At 39.2% G+C, this 19,270-nt stretch carries 15 protein-coding genes and 2 riboswitches; of the genes, 11 read left to right on the top strand and 4 right to left on the bottom strand.

The features are described from left to right. Nucleotides 1–167 precede the first annotated feature (167 nt). From KMHG_RS11750 to sstT, 9 genes are all read left to right on the top strand, one after another. Nucleotides 168–473, top strand: a complete 306-nt coding sequence (locus tag KMHG_RS11750) for a hypothetical protein (protein ID WP_010289741.1) — start codon at nucleotides 168–170, stop codon at nucleotides 471–473. A gap of 40 nt (nucleotides 474–513) precedes the next feature. Next, a riboswitch (TPP riboswitch) is annotated at nucleotides 514–613 on the top strand. A 55-nt stretch (nucleotides 614–668) separates the two neighbouring features. After that, nucleotides 669–767, top strand: a riboswitch (TPP riboswitch). 76 nt (nucleotides 768–843) lie between these two features. Next, on the top strand, nucleotides 844–1,515 hold the full coding sequence (gene tenA, locus KMHG_RS11745; protein WP_010289739.1) for a thiaminase II: 672 nt from the start codon (nucleotides 844–846) through the stop codon (nucleotides 1,513–1,515). After that, the gene (gene thiM / locus KMHG_RS11740) at nucleotides 1,502–2,236 is read left to right on the top strand and encodes a hydroxyethylthiazole kinase (RefSeq protein ID WP_010289738.1); all 735 of its coding nucleotides are present in this window, start codon (nucleotides 1,502–1,504) and stop codon (nucleotides 2,234–2,236) included. Before tenA ends, thiM begins: the two co-directional genes overlap by 14 nt. Then, complete coding sequence (gene thiD, locus KMHG_RS11735) at nucleotides 2,233–3,045, top strand: bifunctional hydroxymethylpyrimidine kinase/phosphomethylpyrimidine kinase (RefSeq protein WP_010289736.1); 813 nt, start codon at nucleotides 2,233–2,235, stop codon at nucleotides 3,043–3,045. Before thiM ends, thiD begins: the two co-directional genes overlap by 4 nt. Beyond that, the gene (gene thiE, locus KMHG_RS11730; RefSeq protein ID WP_010289734.1) at nucleotides 3,038–3,658 is read left to right on the top strand and encodes a thiamine phosphate synthase; all 621 of its coding nucleotides are present in this window, start codon (nucleotides 3,038–3,040) and stop codon (nucleotides 3,656–3,658) included. The genes thiD and thiE overlap by 8 nt, the downstream gene beginning before the upstream one ends. Before the next feature lie 187 nt (nucleotides 3,659–3,845). Beyond that, nucleotides 3,846–4,361, top strand: coding sequence for a GrpB family protein (locus KMHG_RS11725; RefSeq protein WP_010289733.1), 516 nt, complete (start codon nucleotides 3,846–3,848; stop codon nucleotides 4,359–4,361). Nucleotides 4,362–4,423: 62 nt separating this feature from the next. Then, nucleotides 4,424–5,416, top strand: a complete 993-nt coding sequence (locus KMHG_RS11720) for a choloylglycine hydrolase family protein (protein WP_010289731.1) — start codon at nucleotides 4,424–4,426, stop codon at nucleotides 5,414–5,416. 761 nt (nucleotides 5,417–6,177) lie between these two features. Further along, on the top strand, nucleotides 6,178–9,099 hold the full coding sequence (locus KMHG_RS11715; RefSeq protein WP_010289730.1) for an adhesive domain-containing protein: 2,922 nt from the start codon (nucleotides 6,178–6,180) through the stop codon (nucleotides 9,097–9,099). A gap of 363 nt (nucleotides 9,100–9,462) precedes the next feature. After that, nucleotides 9,463–10,674: a serine/threonine transporter SstT gene (gene sstT / locus KMHG_RS11710; RefSeq protein WP_010289729.1), complete on the top strand. Its 1,212-nt coding sequence runs from the start codon at nucleotides 9,463–9,465 to the stop codon at nucleotides 10,672–10,674. 82 nt (nucleotides 10,675–10,756) lie between these two features. Here the strand turns inward: sstT and KMHG_RS11705 are convergent, their stop codons facing one another. Continuing rightward, nucleotides 10,757–12,100: a GntP family permease gene (locus tag KMHG_RS11705; protein ID WP_010289728.1), complete on the bottom strand. Its 1,344-nt coding sequence runs from the start codon at nucleotides 12,098–12,100 to the stop codon at nucleotides 10,757–10,759. Nucleotides 12,101–12,113: 13 nt separating this feature from the next. Beyond that, nucleotides 12,114–13,223, bottom strand: coding sequence for a glycerate kinase (locus KMHG_RS11700; RefSeq protein WP_010289726.1), 1,110 nt, complete (start codon nucleotides 13,221–13,223; stop codon nucleotides 12,114–12,116). 126 nt (nucleotides 13,224–13,349) lie between these two features. Between KMHG_RS11700 and KMHG_RS11695 the strand changes: the two genes are divergently transcribed. Then, complete coding sequence (locus tag KMHG_RS11695; RefSeq protein ID WP_010289725.1) at nucleotides 13,350–14,420, top strand: CdaR family transcriptional regulator; 1,071 nt, start codon at nucleotides 13,350–13,352, stop codon at nucleotides 14,418–14,420. An 82-nt stretch (nucleotides 14,421–14,502) separates the two neighbouring features. Further along, a complete protein-coding gene (locus KMHG_RS11690) occupies nucleotides 14,503–15,846 on the top strand; it encodes an FAD-binding oxidoreductase (protein ID WP_010289724.1) in 1,344 nt (447 codons plus the stop codon). A 57-nt stretch (nucleotides 15,847–15,903) separates the two neighbouring features. Here KMHG_RS11690 and KMHG_RS11685 read toward each other — a convergent pair whose 3' ends face one another. Next, nucleotides 15,904–16,710 (bottom strand): methyl-accepting chemotaxis protein, encoded by an 807-nt coding sequence (locus tag KMHG_RS11685; protein WP_010289723.1) that lies wholly within the window; start codon nucleotides 16,708–16,710, stop codon nucleotides 15,904–15,906. A gap of 184 nt (nucleotides 16,711–16,894) precedes the next feature. Then, nucleotides 16,895–19,237 (bottom strand): hypothetical protein, encoded by a 2,343-nt coding sequence (locus tag KMHG_RS11680; protein ID WP_010289722.1) that lies wholly within the window; start codon nucleotides 19,235–19,237, stop codon nucleotides 16,895–16,897. Between the last annotated feature and the right edge of the window lie 33 nt (nucleotides 19,238–19,270).

Genomic DNA, 19,270 nt, shown 5'->3' with positions numbered 1-19,270 from the left:
ATCATTTCCATTTAATGGTCTCTTCTTTAGCGTGGCGTTTCGATGAATTAACATAAATATAAATTAATACAAAATTAAGTTAGATATGAGTATCAAAAAAATATTTTTTGATACTTAAAAATGGCGTGAACCATTGATATATCAACATTTATAGAGGGAGGTATGCTATGCTACCGATTTTTCCGACGCTCATCTTAACGTTATTCGCACTTGCTATTCCATTTGTAGTCATTATCCGTAGTACGTTATATAAGAAAAAAGCTGCTATTATTAGCACGTCGGCCATATATGTATTGGTCGCATTACCATTGATTTGGATTGTGATTGAAGATGCTATCTCAAAACAAACGGACGCTAACATCGGTTTAGGATTACTATTTTTTTGGACATGGTTTTTAACGGCAATCGCCATCGTAGTGGCATTTGTATTTGCAATTCGAAAGTTGAAAAGAAACCGTTCGTCGAAACAATAGTTGAATGATAAGAAGAAATATTATAGACTAGTAACAATTAAAGTATTTGCGGGGGGACACAATTTGTGTTGAGAAGGCTAAAACCTGACCCTTAGAACCTGACCGTTAACACGGACGTAGGGAGCAAAGTACATGTATTTTCGTACTTACTAAGGCGCTCCTCATTTTTTTGAGGCGCCTTTTCTTTTTGCAAATATTTAATTGCGGGGGGACACAGTTGTGTTGAGAAGGCTAAAACCTGACCCTTAGAACCTGACCGTTAATACGGACGTAGGGAGCAATTAAAGGTACTCGTTCACCTTTTTGACGTCTCTACTTTGGAAGAGACGTCTTTTTTGTGCTCACGTCCATCACTAGAGGAGGACTAAGTATGACATTTTGTGAAAACATTCGACAAGAAACAGCTTTTTACTTTGAAGCAAGTTTTGACCATCCATTTGTGCGAGGCATTGCCAAGGGGGATTTACCGCTAGAGACCTTTGCTTACTATATTGCACAAGACGCGTATTATTTAAAACATTATGCAAAAGTATTGGCACTTGCCGCAGCAAAGGCGACAAACGCAGAAGATATGCCATTCTTTTTAGAAATGGCACGCTACATTCATGAGGCAGAGCTCGATATTCACCGTACGACGTTTCAAACGTTAAACATTGATCCTCAATTTGAAGCTGCACCTGCAGCGGTTAATTACGTCAATTATCTATATCGCGTCGTTCAAGATGGAGATATTGCTGAAGTGATGGCTGCCATTTTACCATGCCCATGGTTGTACCAAGAAATCGGCCAGCGATTCAAACATGCAAAGCCAAGTGAGCCATTATATCAACAATGGCTTGATGTTTATAGTTCCGATGAAATGGCCACATCTGTCGCAAATCAGCAACAACTAATGGACCGATTGGCAACGGCTGCACCTGAAAAAGCTGTGAAACTCGCGCAACATTTTAAACGAAGTTGCTTTTATGAATGGCAGTTTTGGGAGATGGCTTGGACAGCACAAGACTGGACGAAGGAGGTACAACTTCATGAGTCTCGCTAATATTATGAAACATCGCCCACTCGTCCATTGTATGACGAACTATGTCGTTGCTCAGTTTACGGCGAATGGATTACTCGCTGTCGGCGCGTCTCCTGTAATGGCTGACGCGGTTGAAGAAGCCGCACATATTGCTTCACAAGCAGATGCCTTGTTGTTAAATATCGGTACATTGCATGCCGAATCGGTTAGAGCGATGTATATGGCAGGTGCGCACAGTAAAGGTCCTATCGTTTTAGATCCAGTCGGAGCAGGCGCGTCCCCATATCGTTTGAAAACAGCGCTGTCTTTACTACAAACATTGCCGATTCAACTACTACGTTGTAATAAAGGTGAGCTTGCGGCTATTGCGGGAATTGATTGGCAAGCGAAAGGTGTGGATGAAGGACAAGGTGATATGGATGTACCGGTCATTGCTACACAAGTCGCGCGACAATATGAATGTATCGTTATTGTGACAGGAGAGATAGATATTATTTCAGACGGTACCCGTATTTCACATATTGCAGGTGGAGATGAATGTATTACACGATTAACCGGTAGCGGGTGTTTATTAAGTGCATTATGTGCTGCTTCGTTAGCATCAAGTGATACGCCATTTGAAACGTTAGTACAATTACTAAAGGATTATAAACATGCAAGTGCGCAAGCGAGTGGGCAACTCGGAACGATGCAACAAACATTTATCAATTGCTTAGCACAATTAGCGGAGGTGGTACGATGATTGCATGCTCAATTGCTGGGTCAGATAGTGGTGGCGGTGCTGGTATTCAAGCAGATATTAAAACGTTTCAAGAGCTCGGCGTATTTGCGACAACCGCTATTACATCGTTAACAGCTCAAAATACGTTAGGTGTTCACGATATCGTGCCGATGACACCGACCTTTTTAGCACATCAATTGCAAGCGATTTTAGATGATTTTGATGTATCGGCGATTAAAACAGGTATGTTATACGATGAAACGTTAATTGATGTCGTGGCAACGATATTAAAAGAGAAAGAAATACCACTCGTTGTAGATCCTGTGATGGTCGCAAAAGGTGGCGCGAATTTATTAAAACGACATGCAGTAGAGGCGTTACGACAGCAACTTTTACCACAAACGTTCATTTGTACACCAAATATCCCCGAAGCGGAAGTCATTACAGGCATGAAAATTCAACATGAAATGGACGTACTTAAAGCTGCGAAGCAATTCATTGATATGGGGGTTAAACATGTCGTCATAAAAGGTGGCCATGCTCAAGGGAACTACGCGATAGACTACGTTGTGTCGGAAACATCGTTCTTCTCGATTGAAACACCGCGTATTCAAACAGCTAGTACGCACGGTACGGGTTGTACGTTTTCGGCCGCGATTACCGCTAACCTTGCGAAAGGACTCCAATTGAAAAAAGCGATTATCGAAGCGAAAAAATACGTGCAGTTAGCCATTGCTGAACCTTTAGGAATCGGTCACGGTCATGGCCCGACGAATCACTTTGCGTATAAACGTGCTTGTGGACAATGTGAGGTGATCGTCCATGAATAATTTTCTCCATATGTATTTTATTATGGGATCGATGAATGCTTCTGACCCGATCGGTACGCTCGAAAAAGCATTACAACATGGGGTAACGTGCTTTCAATTAAGAGAAAAGGGACCGAATGCTTTACGAGGAACGGCTTACGTCCAGTTTGCCCGCCAATGCCAAGCGCTCTGTCAACAATATGGCGTGCCATTTATTGTGAATGATGATGTCGCGCTTGCGTTACAATTAGACGCAGACGGTGTACATGTCGGCCAAGACGACTTGTCAGTGAATGCGGTTGCAGCGCTGTTTCCGCAAAAAATAATCGGTGTCTCTGTTCACAACCGTATGCAATTAGAGGAGGCTATACAACGTGGCGCGAGTTATGTTGGCATCGGACCGATTTATGAAACAACGTCGAAGTTAGATGCGCAAGCACCGTCGGGTTTAACCTTTTTACGAGAGGCAAAAAAAGCATATCCGTCTTATCCTATTGTCGCAATTGGTGGGATTCACGAGCGTAATGCCCATCGTGTTCGTCAAGCAGGCGCAGATGGCATTAGTGTGATTTCAGCGATTTGCAAAAGTGACAACATCGCGCGAACGATTCAGAAATTGTCGGCAGATCATTGATGCGTGTATATGCTAACGCTATATAAATTAGATAGAAGTACGTTTTTCATTATAAAAAGGCTGTGAGGATGAATGCTCACAGCTTTTTTTATGCGCTAGTTTACGATTGTATAAGATAAGTACAACATAAGGCATTCAATTGAATGATATACCAATTTTTGGTTGAATAAAGAGAGGAGGGATGCTTGTGAGAAAAATCGAAGTTCATCCATATGATGCAACGTGGCCTATTCAATTTGAGCGAGAGGCGAAACAATTACGCACAATTTTTGGTGAACAACTAATTGCGATTGATCATATTGGCAGTACGTCAATTCCACAGTTATGCGCGAAACCGGTCATTGACATACTCATCACTGTGAAACAAATAAACGATGTAGATACATTGAATACGAAAATGAATGCATTTGAATATGTTGCTCATGGTACACATGGGATTGAAGGACGCCGCTTTTTTTCAAAAGGTGGTGATCGGCGTACGCATCATGTGCACGTATTTGAAAAAGGTGATGCACAAATTGAACGGCACTTGCTTTTTAGAGATTATTTACGCGCACATCCAGAAGTGGCAAAACAGTACGGTACATTAAAAGAGCAGTTAGCCGCGCAACATCGAATGGAGAAAGAATTGTACATCGCTGGGAAACATGATTTTATTCAATTCATTGATGAAAAGGCAAAACGATGGACGCAAACGACTTGATAATGTTTTGTTTTTCGATTTTAAGGTATTTTAGGAAGTAAAACGACAAAGGAAGTGAGCTTATGTGTACAGGGATTTTTACGAAAACTGAAGATGGCAAACATTTATTATCAAGAACGATGGATTTTTCAATGCCGCTAGAGCCATCGCCACTTTACGTACCACGTCAATTTCAGTGGACATGTGCTGTAGATGGTGCGGTACATACATCACAGTATGGTTTCGTTGGTGCTGGGCGCTTATTAGACCAGTCTTATTTTGTCGCAGACGGTATTAATGAAAAAGGATTGAGCATTGCTGAGCTGTATTTGCCAGGGGAAGTGGACTATGCAACTGAATGTAAAGAAGGTGCCATCAACTTAGCACCACATGAATTGATTTTATGGGTATTGAGTCAATTTTCGACGATTGAGGAATTAGAAGCGGCACTACAAGACGTACACCTCGTTGCAAAAGAAGTACCTGTACTCGGCATCGTGACACCGCTTCATTGGATCATTACCGATCAAAGAGGAAAATGTGTCGTCATTGAACCGACAACTGCGCAACTGACGACAATTGATAATCCAATTGGTGTGATGACGAACTCACCGCAACTCGCATGGCATATTAACAATTTACGCAATTATTTACACGTACGACCGGCGCAATATGCACCGAAAAAATTCGGGGATTATATTGCCGAACCATTTTCACAGGGAACCGGAACTCTTGGCCTACCAGGAGGGTTCACACCGCCAGAACGTTTCGTCCGTGCTGCGTTTTTTAAAGAACATATTGAACCAGCCAAAAATGAAGTAGAAGGCTTAAATAATCATTATCATATTTTAGCAACCGTTCGTATTCCAAAAGGCATTGTCGTTACTGATACAGGTGCATCTGACTATTCACAATATGTAGGAACAATGTGTAATGAGTCCTTAACGTATTATTATAGTAGTTATGAAAATCCAAAAGTTGTGAGTGTTCGTTTAACGGAAACATTACTCGCAACTAAGCAACCACAATTTTTCCCGATTGAACCTAATTTTCCTGTTGAACAACTACATGTTTAAATAATTAAACGCACCTTTATATTAGGTGTGTTTTCTTATTTATTGCACAAAATAAATAGGTAAAAGTCTTTCAATATATATCAAATTGATAGTTTAATGTATATGCTAATCGTTAGAAATATAAAATATATAGTTACAGCTACTTCTAAATTCCTCTTTTTGTTTAAATAATTATATTCATAAAATACGTCGATTACTTGGTATAAATTTATATGTCTTAATACCTTAACCAGCAATGAAAATATATAATTTGTTATTTTAATATAAAATAAAGGCGTTTTATAAAACTAAATCTCAACGTATAAAATATTTGATAAAAGATTTCAAATTTTTAAACTAGTAAATTTTAATACGTATAGCATGTAAATAGTAAGTATTAAGAATCATTTTTATTTATATTTTTTATAATAAATCGCTTGAAAACAATTTTTAGTAAAAAATGTATCTTTATGATAGATAAAAATACCTTATTTAAAAATATATTATATTTAATAATGCAAAAAAATAAAGCCTGAAAACAGAAAAAATAATGGTTTGGCGTAGATTACCAACGAAAAAATCCTTTTTAATATCCTTATTTTTACACTGTGAATAGGGAAAACGTGATAATAGCAGTTTTTTTCTTCACTATATTTTGATAGTATTAAATTTTTTGTTTATAGCGTCAAAAGTTACGGTTATATGTACATTGCACAGCTTATAGACGGATATGTTTTAACAACGTATCGTCTTCAAAATATAAGAGAAAGAAGGGATTTTACTTGAACAAATACTCAAAGTGGGGAAAAGGAACTGCTGCTTCAATGCTCGCACTATCAATTTTAACAGCACCAATCGTGGGGGAGCCTTTACAGGACCATACCCCTACAACTGCTAGTGCAGCCGTTGTAGATGTTGACTTATTAACGAAGCTAGACGTAACGAACAATTCTGGGACAACTGAAACAAATCGTGAGCAACTTGAACTAGGTGAGAAAAAGGAAATTGACTTCACATTATCAAGTGATGCACTATTATCAGCAAATGTTGTCACTTCTAAAGAGCAACGATTTGCTTTATTAGAAGTACCAAAAGAATTACGTAGTTCAGTAAATGTTAAAAATGGTGTTGCAAATATTGATACTGCTGCAACGTTACGCTTAAATCAGCTACCAGTCATCTCACCGATTTTGACAGGGGTTAATGATATCCTACAATTTGTGACAGATAAATTATCAGATACACCCGGCCTTTCGGTTAATATAGGGACTGTCTATAATAAATTGAATTTAATTAACAATGTAACCGAGCTTGGCCAATTAAAATTTACAGCGCCTGCACAGGTGAGTGATGATGGTTCTGTTATTGCCGTTCAACTAGATGCGGCACTTGGCTCAACGCTCGTTGCAAATTTGACGAAAATTTTGGGTGATTTAAAAGAAGGCGTCAAAGCGCTTGAATTTACAGGTAAAGGTGTCGTATTAAAAGCAACAGCAGACTTATTAAATATCGTTTTATTCCCAGTTAAATTAGTCGTTGCAGGCTTAATTGAAGTGGTTTCAAAAATTGTTGAATCTTCAACGACGATTATTAATCATTTAGCTAACCTTTCATTATTAGGAAATACGAAAGTGACAATTCCAACAGAAATTGAAGCGAATGAACAAACGATTGATATTCTAAATAAAGACGAAACAATTGATGCAAATTTCGCAGGATCAATGGTGCGTACATCAGCGTTAAATTTACGTTTGCTTTCTTCTGATATGGATAGCGATATCGTTTATTTAGAAGGTGAAAAACAAGAATCAGCCGTTCTTGCGCCACCATCAGACATTGAAGTAACAGGGAATTCACGTGAAAATTATGTCGTGACAGGTAAAGCTGAAGAAGATGCTTTAGTAACGGTTTATCATGAAGGTATTGCAGTCGGTAGTGGTATCGTGAAAGATGGCATGTTTACAATTGACGTATTAGGCACAGTCGGCGAAAAAGCTCCGCTTCAGTTAATAGCTGAAAATGAGTTCACAGAGAGTGAGCCAGTAGATGCGGAAACACCAGCCGATCCACTATTTGCGCCAGATACACCGACGGACTTACTAGCGACAGGCTCTTCTAAAGATGGCTATGAAATAACAGGTAAAGCAGAACCGAACTCGAAAATCACAGTTTACGATAAAGACGATGTGAAATTAGGCGATGGTCAAGCCGATGAGAATGGTCGTTTCAGCGTGAATATACCGGGAACAGTTGGTGCTGAACAACCCCTTAAAGTAACGGCTTCAAATGAAGCGGGTGAAAGTATACCAGGCATTACGGCAACACCAAAAGATATCGTTGAACAAGCCGCACCAAACGCACCAACAGATGTCGACACGACAGGTTCATCAAAAGACGGTTACGAAGTGACAGGTAAAGCTGAACCAGATACAGACATTTACGTGTATGACCCAAATGGTAATGAGGTTGGTAAAGGCAAGTCAGATGAAAATGGTGACTTCACAATCGAAGTCCCAGGAACAGTCGGCCCAGAGACAACTTTAGATGTCATTGCGAAAAATGAAGCGGGCGATAGTGAAGCTGTTCAAACACAAACACCGAAAGATAAGACATTAAATGGTCCGACAGATACAGCGGTAGATGGAAATCCATCAGACGGTTACGAAGTTGTTGGTAAAACAGAGCCAAATACAGACGTAACGATTTATGATACAGATGGTAATGAAGTCGGTAGCGGTAAGTCCGATGAAAACGGTGACTTCACAATCGAAGTTCCAGGAACAGTTGGACCGGATACAGACTTAACAATTGTCGTTGAAAATGAAAATGGCAAAGCAGAAGATACGGTGACAACACCATTCGTTAAAGGCGAAGTGACAATTAATCCAGTTGCAGAATACCATCCATTCATTACAGGTAGCGCACCGAAAGGAACAGGGAAAGTTGTTCTTAAAATTAACGGAAAATCATTATTAACAGCAGCTGTTGATGAAAACGGTGAATACTCGTTCAACAAATCGTACGCATACGATGAAAATGGTAATCGTAAGCTTATTGCACGAGGTGACCGAGTTGTCGTAGAAGCATTCCGTCCAGGCAAAGGGATTAATGTGACAGGCAGTGAACGTATTGTCGATGAAGGTATTTTCGGTATCCAGCTAAATCCAGTATTTGTAGACTTCACGAAAAATGAAGCGACACCGATTACAGGTACTGTCGATGAAGGTGTTACACACGTCGAATTAATCGTCAATGGTCGTTCATTAAGTATTGCAGAAGTGAAAGATGGTCAATTCGAATTTTTACGTAAATATGTGTATGCTACAGACGGTACACAAAAATTGCTAAGTGCGGGGGATCAAGTGCAAGTCGCAGTATACGACCGTAATAAATTAAAGAAAACACATTTTAGTAACGAAGTAACGGTTACTTCGACAGAGGTTGCACCAATTCGTGTAAATACGATTGATTTAGATAAGTTTACGCTAGAAGGTGAAACAGATAAAACTGTCAGCAAAGTACTTCTTTCTGTGAATGGTCGTGACTTAGCAACTTACGCTGTTGTAGATGGGAAATTTTCAATCGAACGTAAATACGTTTATGATTCAGAGGGAACGCGTAAACTTCTTGGCAAAGGTGATCAAGTAACAGTACGTAACCAAGGCAAACTTCAAACGTTCTCAACAACGTTTATCATTGAATAATCTTTTTCAACGAGGATGGGACAAAACATTTCATTTTCCTTTTTTAAAGTGCACAACAAAAAACCGGAACCGTGCCACAGCGCGATTCCGGTTTTTCTTATGCTCATTTGAGATGGTGTCTGTACACTTATGTCGTCCCATCCCCACTTTTTTAGTTGAAATAGTGAGGAATGGTGTTTTTTGTTCTCCATAAGACTACATTTGTCCACTCCAAAAAATCATTTTATGTCATCATTATTCTCACATATATCGATAAATGTACTGAAAATGCATTATTTATAGGGGGAAACGCAAAATAATGCTATCGTTGTAGCAGTTAAGAAATTATGAGAAAACGTTTATAAGACATCTGGAGGAGACATTTTGAAGTCATTATTTAGTAAGTGGCAATCGATGAGCTTAGTAAAGCGTATCATTGTCGGCTTAGTTGTCGGAATCCTGTTAGCATTAGCATTTGGCGATAAGCTACCATGGATTACATTATTAGGAACATTATTCGTCAGCGCATTAAAAGCAGTTGCGCCATATTTAGTATTAATTTTAGTCGTTGCGGCGATTGCGATGCATGAAAAAGATAAAAAAACAAACATGAAAACGATTATCGGTTTTTATGCGGTAGGTACAGTCGGTGCTGCGATTTCAGCAGTTGTATTCAGTTTTTTATTCCCTTCTACGATTCAATTACAAGAAGGTGAAAAAGGTGTATCAGCACCCGGTGGTGTAACAGAAGTTGTTACAACATTATTGAACAACATCGTTTCAAACCCATTAACAGCTTTAACAGAAGCAAACTACATCGGTATTTTAGCTTGGGCTCTTGTTATTGGTATTGCTGCAAAATCAGCGAATGAGCAAACAAAAGCAGTTATCCAATCTGCATCAGATATTATTTCAAAAATCGTCAAATGGGTAATTGACTTAGCACCGTTCGGTATTATGGGGATTGTGTATAATACAGTGGCAACGACTGGTCTTTCTTCATTAAAAGATTATGGTCAATTATTAATTGTTTTAGTAAGTTGTATGGCGTTCGTCGCACTTGTGTTAAATCCGATCATCGTATTTGTCACAGCACGACGCAATCCATATCCATTAATTTTTACAGCATTACGTGAAAGTGGCGTAACAGCATTCTTCACACGTAGTTCGGCTGCAAACATTCCTGTAAACTTAGAATTATGTCGAAAACTTGGTCTAAATAAAGACACATACGCGGTATCTATTCCGTTAGGTGCTGCTACAAACACAGCAGGTGCCGCGGTAACAATTACAGTTTTAACATTAGCAGCCGCACATACATTAAACGTAGATGTGGATATGCCAACAGCAATTCTTCTATCAATCGTATCTTCTATTTCAGCAGCAGGTGCTTCTGGCATCGCCGGTGGTTCATTATTATTAATTCCACTAGCTTGTGGATTACTAGGTATTCCAAACGATATTGCGATGCAAGTTGTTGCAGTTGGTTTCGTTATCGGTGTTATTCAAGATTCTTGCGAAACAGCAGTTAACTCACATTCAGATATCGTCTTTACAGCAGCCGCAGAATATATGCAAGATCGTAAAAAAGCATAATAAAAAACAGCTTCCGCTAAAAAGGGAGCTGTTTTTTTGTACAATAAAGCCGTTCTTCATATCGAAGAACGGCTAGTTGTTTTTAAACGAGTAATACCCATAGTAACATAGCAATGACTAACGCAGCTAACCCTTGTAGGAGTGTCGCAACGGTATGGGTTTTATAAGCATCTGTGACACTCATACCGCTAAATTGTGTAACAACCCAGAAGAAGCTATCGTTAACATGTGAAACGGTCATTGCACCGGCACCTAACGCCATAACGACAAGCGCTAATGGAACGGCACCTTCAACGCCAACGCTCGCAAGCATTGGTGCGATTAAAGATGATGTAATCACTAGTGCTGCGGTTGAAGACCCTTGTGCAGTTTTTAATGCAGCAGCAATTAAGAAAGGTACGATTAAAAACATCGCGCCTGTTAATGCACTAAAATCCATGCTTTGAAGCGTATCAGAAATAGACGTATTTTTAATAATATTCCCGAAGGCGCCACCAGCACCTGTTACGAGTAAAATCGGTGCAGCGTCTTTTAAGCTGTCTGCAATCCAATCATTTAATGTCATTTCACTCATTTCAGGCAGTAATAAGAATGATGCTGCAACCCCGCATAGTAGTGCAATCGTTGGTGAACCGATAAATGCTAACAGTTTCGCAAGTGTTGTATCTGGTGACATCGTCATCGCAGCAATAGAACCAATTGCAATTAAAGCAATCGGTAAAATGATTGGGAAAAATGCTTTAAATGTAGAAGGCATTTTTCCGAAAGATTGAATGACTTCTTCATAATCTAATGCAGGCTCATGATCGACCGGCACGACAACTTTTTTCCCTGCATGTAATGCCCAAGCGTAACCGACAAGCGTCACAGGAATCGCCACGAGTAATCCGATGACGATAATCGTACCTAAATAATCTGTGGCCCCGATATTTCCGGCCGCAGCGATTGGTCCCGGTGTCGGCGGTACGAGTGTATGTGTTGCAAATAAGCCGGTTGATAACGCGACAGCCATCGTCGCTAGTGGTACGGCAGCGCGTTTCGCGAGTGATTTTTGCAAACTTGATAAAATAATGAATCCGGAGTCACAAAACACCGGTATAGAGACGACATAGCCGATAAGAGACATCGCAAGCTGTGGATGTTTCGGTCCAACGATACGTAAAACGACTTCAGCCATACGATATGCTGCGCCAGAACGTTCTAAAACTGTGCCGATAATCGTTCCGGCTACGATGATAATGCCGATGCTCGTCATCAGTCCGCCGAAACCTTCATTAATATTTGTCACAACATCTGTCAGTGACATCCCTGATGCAATTCCAACGAATAATGAAGCAATTAACAATCCTAAAAATGGATGTAATTTAAACTTTGCAGTTGAAACGACAATGAACAAAACCCCAATAATAATAATCGCAAAAATCATGCGTTATTCCCCCTTACAAATCATCAACTATTTCAACGACTTTATTGTATAAATATTTTTCTGGTTCCATGAGTGACATTTGTGCTGTAACGTCGCCATCTACAATGGCGTACATATGATCGAATACTTTCGCAAGCTGCTCGTAGTCTTCGATGATGGCAGATAATAAAACAGTTTTAATATTCAGTTTTTTTGCACGGTGTAAAATCCCAACTGGTGCCTTACCAGATAACGTTTGCGCATCTGATTTTCCTTCTCCAGTAATGACGACATCTGCCCCTTGTAATGCATCATCAAATTGAATCGCATCGAGTACGACGTCAATTCCAGATTGAAGTGTTGCTGGGAAAAAGGCTAAAAATGCACCCCCTAAACCACCGGCTGCACCAGCACCTGCGACGTCATGTAATGCGATACGGCCTGTGCGGGCAATCACATCTGCAAAATGCGTTAAGTGACGATCAAGCGTTTTGACCATTTCAGGTGTCGCGCCTTTTTGTGGACCAAATACAGCACTGGCACCAGATGGACCAATGAATGGGTTGTCCACATCACACGCAATTGTAAACGTGCATTGTTGAATACGTGAATCAAATTGTGTGTCATCAATGTGTGCTAACTTATGTAAATCTTTTGGCACGATAATTTCTTTTTCGTTTGCTGTATAAAACTTCATACCGAGTGCACGTAACATACCGAGACCACCGTCATTTGTGGCACTACCCCCAATGCCAATCATGAACTGGCGTGCGCCTCGGTCTAATGCATGACGAATACATTCGCCGGTACCGTATGTCGTTGAAATGAGTGGATTACGTAACGATTTCTCGATAAGTGGTAATCCAGATGCTTTCGCCATTTCAATGACATACAGGCCATTGCCTAAAACCCCATAATATGTATCAATCATTCGTTCGAGTGGGTCGTGTACAGATAAATGAATCAACTGACCATTCGTTGCTTGAACGAGTGATTCTAACGTCCCTTCACCGCCGTCTGCAACTGGTAACGTTTGCACATGAAACGATGGTTTTGTTGCTTGAATCGCACGCTGAATCGTTTGTGCAACCATCGTTGCGTCGAGTGATCCTTTAAAAGAATCGGGACTTACGATAATTTTCATCGCCATCCTCCTTAATTAAAGCGTTTACATGTATTATAATGACATTATTGCATAAAAACATTGTACGAAATGTATGAATTTTATGATATATAACAGCGGTATTTTTATACATAACGGAGGGATAACATGATTTCTAAACAATTAGCGACACATATTGTCGAACAGACGATGAATCGTCTACATCGAAATATTAATGTCATGCATACGGATGGCTTTATTTTAGCATCTGGCGACCAAAAGAGAATCGATCACATTCATGAAGGTGCGAAATACGTCGCACAAACAGGGGAAGTGTTACGCATTACGCCAGCAAACGAACATATATATGCGTACGCAAAAGAGGGCATTAATTTACCGATATTTTATAATGACCAAGTTGTGTGCGTCGTCGGTATTACAGGTGTAGCAGATGAGTTAGAAGAAGTGGCTACGCTCGTACAGTTGACGACAGAAATGATGGTCCATCAGGCGTTTTTAACAGAGCAAAGTGCTTGGCACGAAAAAATGCATCAATTAACGTTAGAACAACTTCTAGCAGGTCAATATGACAGCAAACAACTACAAAAACGCTTCGATAAATTACATATTGAACAACAAGCACCTTATTGTGTCGTGAAAATGAGGGCGATGGAAAAAGGTGCGGCTTACCAGACGTTTATACGATTTTTAGACGATTTGTTGCCTCGTAATATTGTGTATGGTTCTATTGAAAAGCATAGTTATATTTGCATTACGTGTGGCTATAAAAAGGAGCGTGTACTTGAAATTCTCCGTCAAATGCAACCGATGCTCAATCGTTACTTTCAGTTACGGATCGGCGTTAGTCAAACTGTCGAAACGCTTGATGCTTTGCCATATGCAGCTGATACTGCAACAATCGCGCTTGAATACGGAGACCCTGCTAATATGTTGAACGTCTTTGAAGATGTCGAAATTTATTCGTTATTTAAAGCGCCACAATCACCTGAAATGGCGCGTTACGTGCGTCGTACTATTGGCGAATTATCAGATAAGCTCATTGAGACGCTGGAGGTATTTTTAAAACACGACTTACAACTCATTAAAACAGCAGAAGTGTTACATGTTCATCGTCATACATTAAAATATCGACTCGATCGTATTAAAGAAAAAACACATTTAGACCCGACGATTTTTAAAGATGCATTATGTCTACAAATTGCTGTTTGGTTTCGTTAAAAATATTTTTACATTAAATGTCATTATAAGTTGTTAAATGGTATAATATATCCAAAATATGTGTTTGGATAGGAGTTATCATATGAAACTAATTTCTCGAGAAGATGCGCAATACGATGTAAAGCGCCAAATTTTTAATAGTGCAATTGACTTCCACCCAGCAGCGATTGCTGTTTGTGAATCATTAGAAGACGTTGTCGAAGCTGTTCAATTAGCGAAAGCGAATGATTGGACGGTTGCTGTACGTGGCGGCGGTCATCATTTAGCAGGATTTGCTGTTGCACAAGACAGTTTAGTCATTGATTTATCAGCAATGAAACAAATCGTTGTCAATGAAGAAACGCAAACGGTTTCTGTTGAAGCAGGCATTAAAGCTGGTGAATTGACAGCGGCTACGCAACAATACGGACTCGCTGTTCCATTAGGTACGGCATCTGCAACGGGTGTATTCGGTGTTGCACTTGGTGGGGGTCTTGGCTACTTACGTGGTGTACACGGTTTATCGTGCGATAATATTATCGGTGCAACTGTTGTCACAGCTGCAGGAGACGTCCTAGAAGTGAGTGAGACAGCACATTCAGACTTATTGTGGGCGCTACGCGGTGGCGGTGGGAACTTCGGTGTTGTGACGAAGTTAATGTTCCAAGCCTATCCAATCGGTACAGAAGTACTTGGCTTAGACGTTATGTACGATTATGCAGATGCTAAAGAAATTTTTACAAATGCACAACGTTATATCGAACAAGCACCAGATGAGGGTGTTGCGGTGAACTTTACGATTGCAACATTACCACCTGCGCCATTCATTCCAGAGCCGTTACATTTTAAAACTGTTGTGATGGTGCTTGGTATGTACGTTGGCGATCCGACAGTAGGAGAAGCGGTCGTACAGCCATTGCGCCAGCTTGCGACACCGATTGTCGATCAAAGTGGTATTATGCCATATACTGTACTTCAACAAAAATTAGACCCAATGATTCCAGAACGTGTGAATTGTTACGGAACGTCTTTATTCTTTGACGATTTTACAGAAGCGACGATTGATGAATTAATCGATACATTAGCAGCTCCACCAGTACCAGGCATATTAACACAAATTTGGTCATTAGGTGGCAAAATGAATAACGTATCAGCAGACCATGCTGCATTCGCGACACGTGATGCTAAATGGTTATTCTTAATTGATGCAATGGCAATGAATGGAGAAGACGCTATTTGTGAACAATGGATTGATGCATTACACGACCGTCTACTACCGATTTCGCATGAACAGACGTCTTACTTAAATGCAGTAGGTGTGAAAGACTATACGACAGCAAATGCGTACAAACATCAACTCGAAAAATTGGCGAAAGTAAAAGCAACATATGATCCAACAAATACATTTTGCAATAATCATACAATCGAAGCTGTAGAAACTGTTTAATATCTAAAAGAAATGGCGCTGCCTTTACGACAACGCTATTTCTTTTTTTATGTTTTTTTATAATTGAGAGGCATATTTGTTTAACTCTTTATTCATCGATTCAATTTTTGTGAAAATCTTTGAAATTTCTTCTGTCGAACTTGCTTGTTCACGTCCTACGATGACCACTTCTTGAATAGATGCTGTAATCTCATCAACAGATTTTTGTATGTTCGTTAAATTTTGTTTAATTTTTTCTATCGAAGACACCGTTTCAGAAGAAAGCTTGCGGATTTCATCGGCAACGACTGAGAAGCCAAGCCCTTTATCACCGGCTCTTGCTGCTTCGATTGCGGCATTTAATCCTAAAAGATTTGTTTGATCGGCAATTCGTTTAATGAATTTTAATACTTCATCTGTATTTTTTACTTCTTCAATCGCGCGCATAGATTGTGTTAACAATTGATCGCTAATATTTGTTAGCCCTTCTGAACTTTCAGTAATCGTTTCAACACGATGATTCGCTTCATCAAGTGAATGTAAAATCTCATCAGAAATCATGCGAAGTTGTTTTTCATTTTGTTTTTGTAATTGAATCGCTAGTGCGCCAATTACTTGACCATTATGTACGATAGGTGTTGCGATACCAGTAAAAGGAAGACCGAAAAATTCAGCAGGTACTTCATCTTGAACAAATACATTCTCTTTAATGCATTTCATTAACGGTTCTTGCGGATTTACTTTCATGCCTACTTTCGCACCGATATCAATTTTTTTACCTTTATAGTAAGCAAGCCACTCTTGCGTATTCGTAATTCCAATTCCTAAATCCGGTAATGAGGTATGAAATAACGGTAAAACGTCTAAATATTTTTGTAAAACCATATAATACAAAAAGTCCTTAATGATAGTATTTTAAAATATTTTTATATTCCAATTTAAGTCTATTTATTCATTTCATATGTATGAATTACTATCTAAAGAAATTTATGAGGAGGATATCTATCGATTAGCGGTATTATACGTAAAAAAAGATGGATAATTCATCGAATCCCCCACCTTTTTTACGTTATTTATTAACTGTATATAAAATGTCGTAGTTACTTTTGATTGTATATCGTCCTTTAGATATCGTATATGTCATCTTTTTTGAAATTTTGCCTTTAGGCAGTACAAATTTCTTCACAATGTGTTGCTTATCATCATATAATGTGACACTTTCATTATCAGATATTTGTTCTTGATCCCGTCGTTGCAGCGTAAATTGATACGTCGTCTTTTTTTTTACATTTAATGTCGATGCATTCGTTACCAGTTTATTAAAAATTAAGAGCGGTATTAATTGATAATTGATAGCGATATGTTTAGGTGTACCGATATCTTGTGAATGTGGTGTAACTGACAGTTTATAGTCGCCATTCGGTACATTTGCATAGTAATAATTCTCATTTTCTACGACCGCTTCGTATACAGCGCCTGTCGTCATATTTGTGAGTTGAAGTTTGTTCACAACCGGACGCTGATAGTCCCCGTCTGAACGAACAACATAAAATCGTATCGCTTCATTTGTTGATAAATGAAAGGGTATGGTCGGCGTTTGTGCATATAACGGTATTTTTACGCGATTCCCACTTATATTTTTAGTCGGTTGCCAGTTCGTTATCGTGTCAACATTGTAAGCGCGTTTCGTAAACGTCGTCTTATACGCGCTATTCGGTTCACCTTTTAAAATGATATAATATTGCCCGTTTTTCAAGTACGTGAGTGTATTCGCTGTCTGTTCATCTGCTGTTGAGCCATTTTGTTGATCACTCAACTGTATAAGATTATTTGCAACATCGCCATTGAAAGCATAATTACCCTCTTTTTCTTTAATATCGACGGTTAAATACGCATAGCCATTTTTATCAAATGTACCTTTCACCAGTCTACCAACTGTAATCGGTATGTATGTGGCTTGTGCATTGCTTGGCTCAAACGATACCGTTTTACCGATTTTTTCATAAGAGGTAACAATCTGAGCATCTAATGCTGTAGTATCTACCGCTACTTGCAAGCGCTTTGCCTGCTGCAATAATTCTTTACGTGTTAATAAGCTCGTTGCAATAATTTTTTGAGCCTCGGTTGTATCAATAGATGCATTCGTTTTTGACATGTCGAATACTGTATCTACGTGTTGAAGTAATGTTATAAACTGGGTGACTATGTCTTGAATAGCTGTTTTAGCTTCTGCTGTATCGGTGATCGCTGCTAAATGATCCATCGTAGCTGAGAAAGCATCATGATTTTCTAGTACACGTTGTTCAGCACCTGTACGAACGAAAACGCCTAATTCATAAAAATTATCTTCATACCAGCCTGTAACGATTTTCCCGTCACGATAAACGTAACCTTCTTTTGCGTAGCCTTGCTCTAAGATGCGTTCTACTTGTGCATAAAGTTCCTCACGTGAGGGGATATCGCTCGCTAAAATGATTTTTTGCATGTCTCTTAAGTCATTCGCAAGTTGTAATTTTCCTTGCAAGTCATCTTCGTAGCCGCGTTCTATGTATCCTAAATCTTTTACGATAACATCATAATTTTTTACAGCGTGCGCTAACTGTTCGTTGACGAGTGTTGGCAATGTATCCGCCTCAGCTTTTTGTAGTGCTGTACGACGTGATACGTAATCAATTGTTGCTTGACTCCCTTTGAAAATCCCTGCGTCATAATATTTTTCGTCATATTGGCCAGTAAATGGTTGGTCATTCACATATAACCGATGATCGACGAATACGTATTGATTTTTTGTCGCACGGATTCCATTTTGATACACTTTCCCTTGATAAATCATTGATGTCGGAATCATGCCGTTTTTGAATAATAATCGCTCATTCACGTAGTCTGCAAATTGCGTGCCCTTCGCAACTTTCCCATTTTCATAAAGTGTAATGTACGAAATGATATCTTTTGATTCATCGTCTACATATTCATTTTTTATAGTATATAACCCTTTTTTCAGTTTGCCATTATCTCGTAAATAAGCGCCGTCTACTTGAATTAAATGTGTGAGCTGACCATTATAAAATACCGCATCTAAGCCTTTTTCTGTTCGATATGTATAGTTTCCTTTTATCACATAACCGTCTTTAAAAATATGCTTATAATTTTTCGTCACGTATAATCCTTTTTGCAATACGCCATGATGATATAACTTCATCGATATCCCTTTACCGTATTTTACGCGGCCTTTCGCAAGTTGTCCGTTATAGTATAACTTTTGTTTATACACTTTATATCCCTTTACGATTTTCCCGTTCGATACTGTAACGAGTTTGCCATGTTGGAGTTTCACGGTAGATGCTGCATGAGCAGTTGTAGCCGTAGTAGCACATAACATTGCAATTGTTGTCGCTGTCATCATTTTTTTCATATTCAAAAACCTCCCTTTATTCATTTATTATGT

Source organism: Kurthia massiliensis, assembly GCF_000285555.1.
GTDB lineage: Bacteria > Bacillota > Bacilli > Bacillales_A > Planococcaceae > Kurthia > Kurthia massiliensis.
This window is presented reverse-complemented; position numbering and strand designations above follow the sequence as displayed.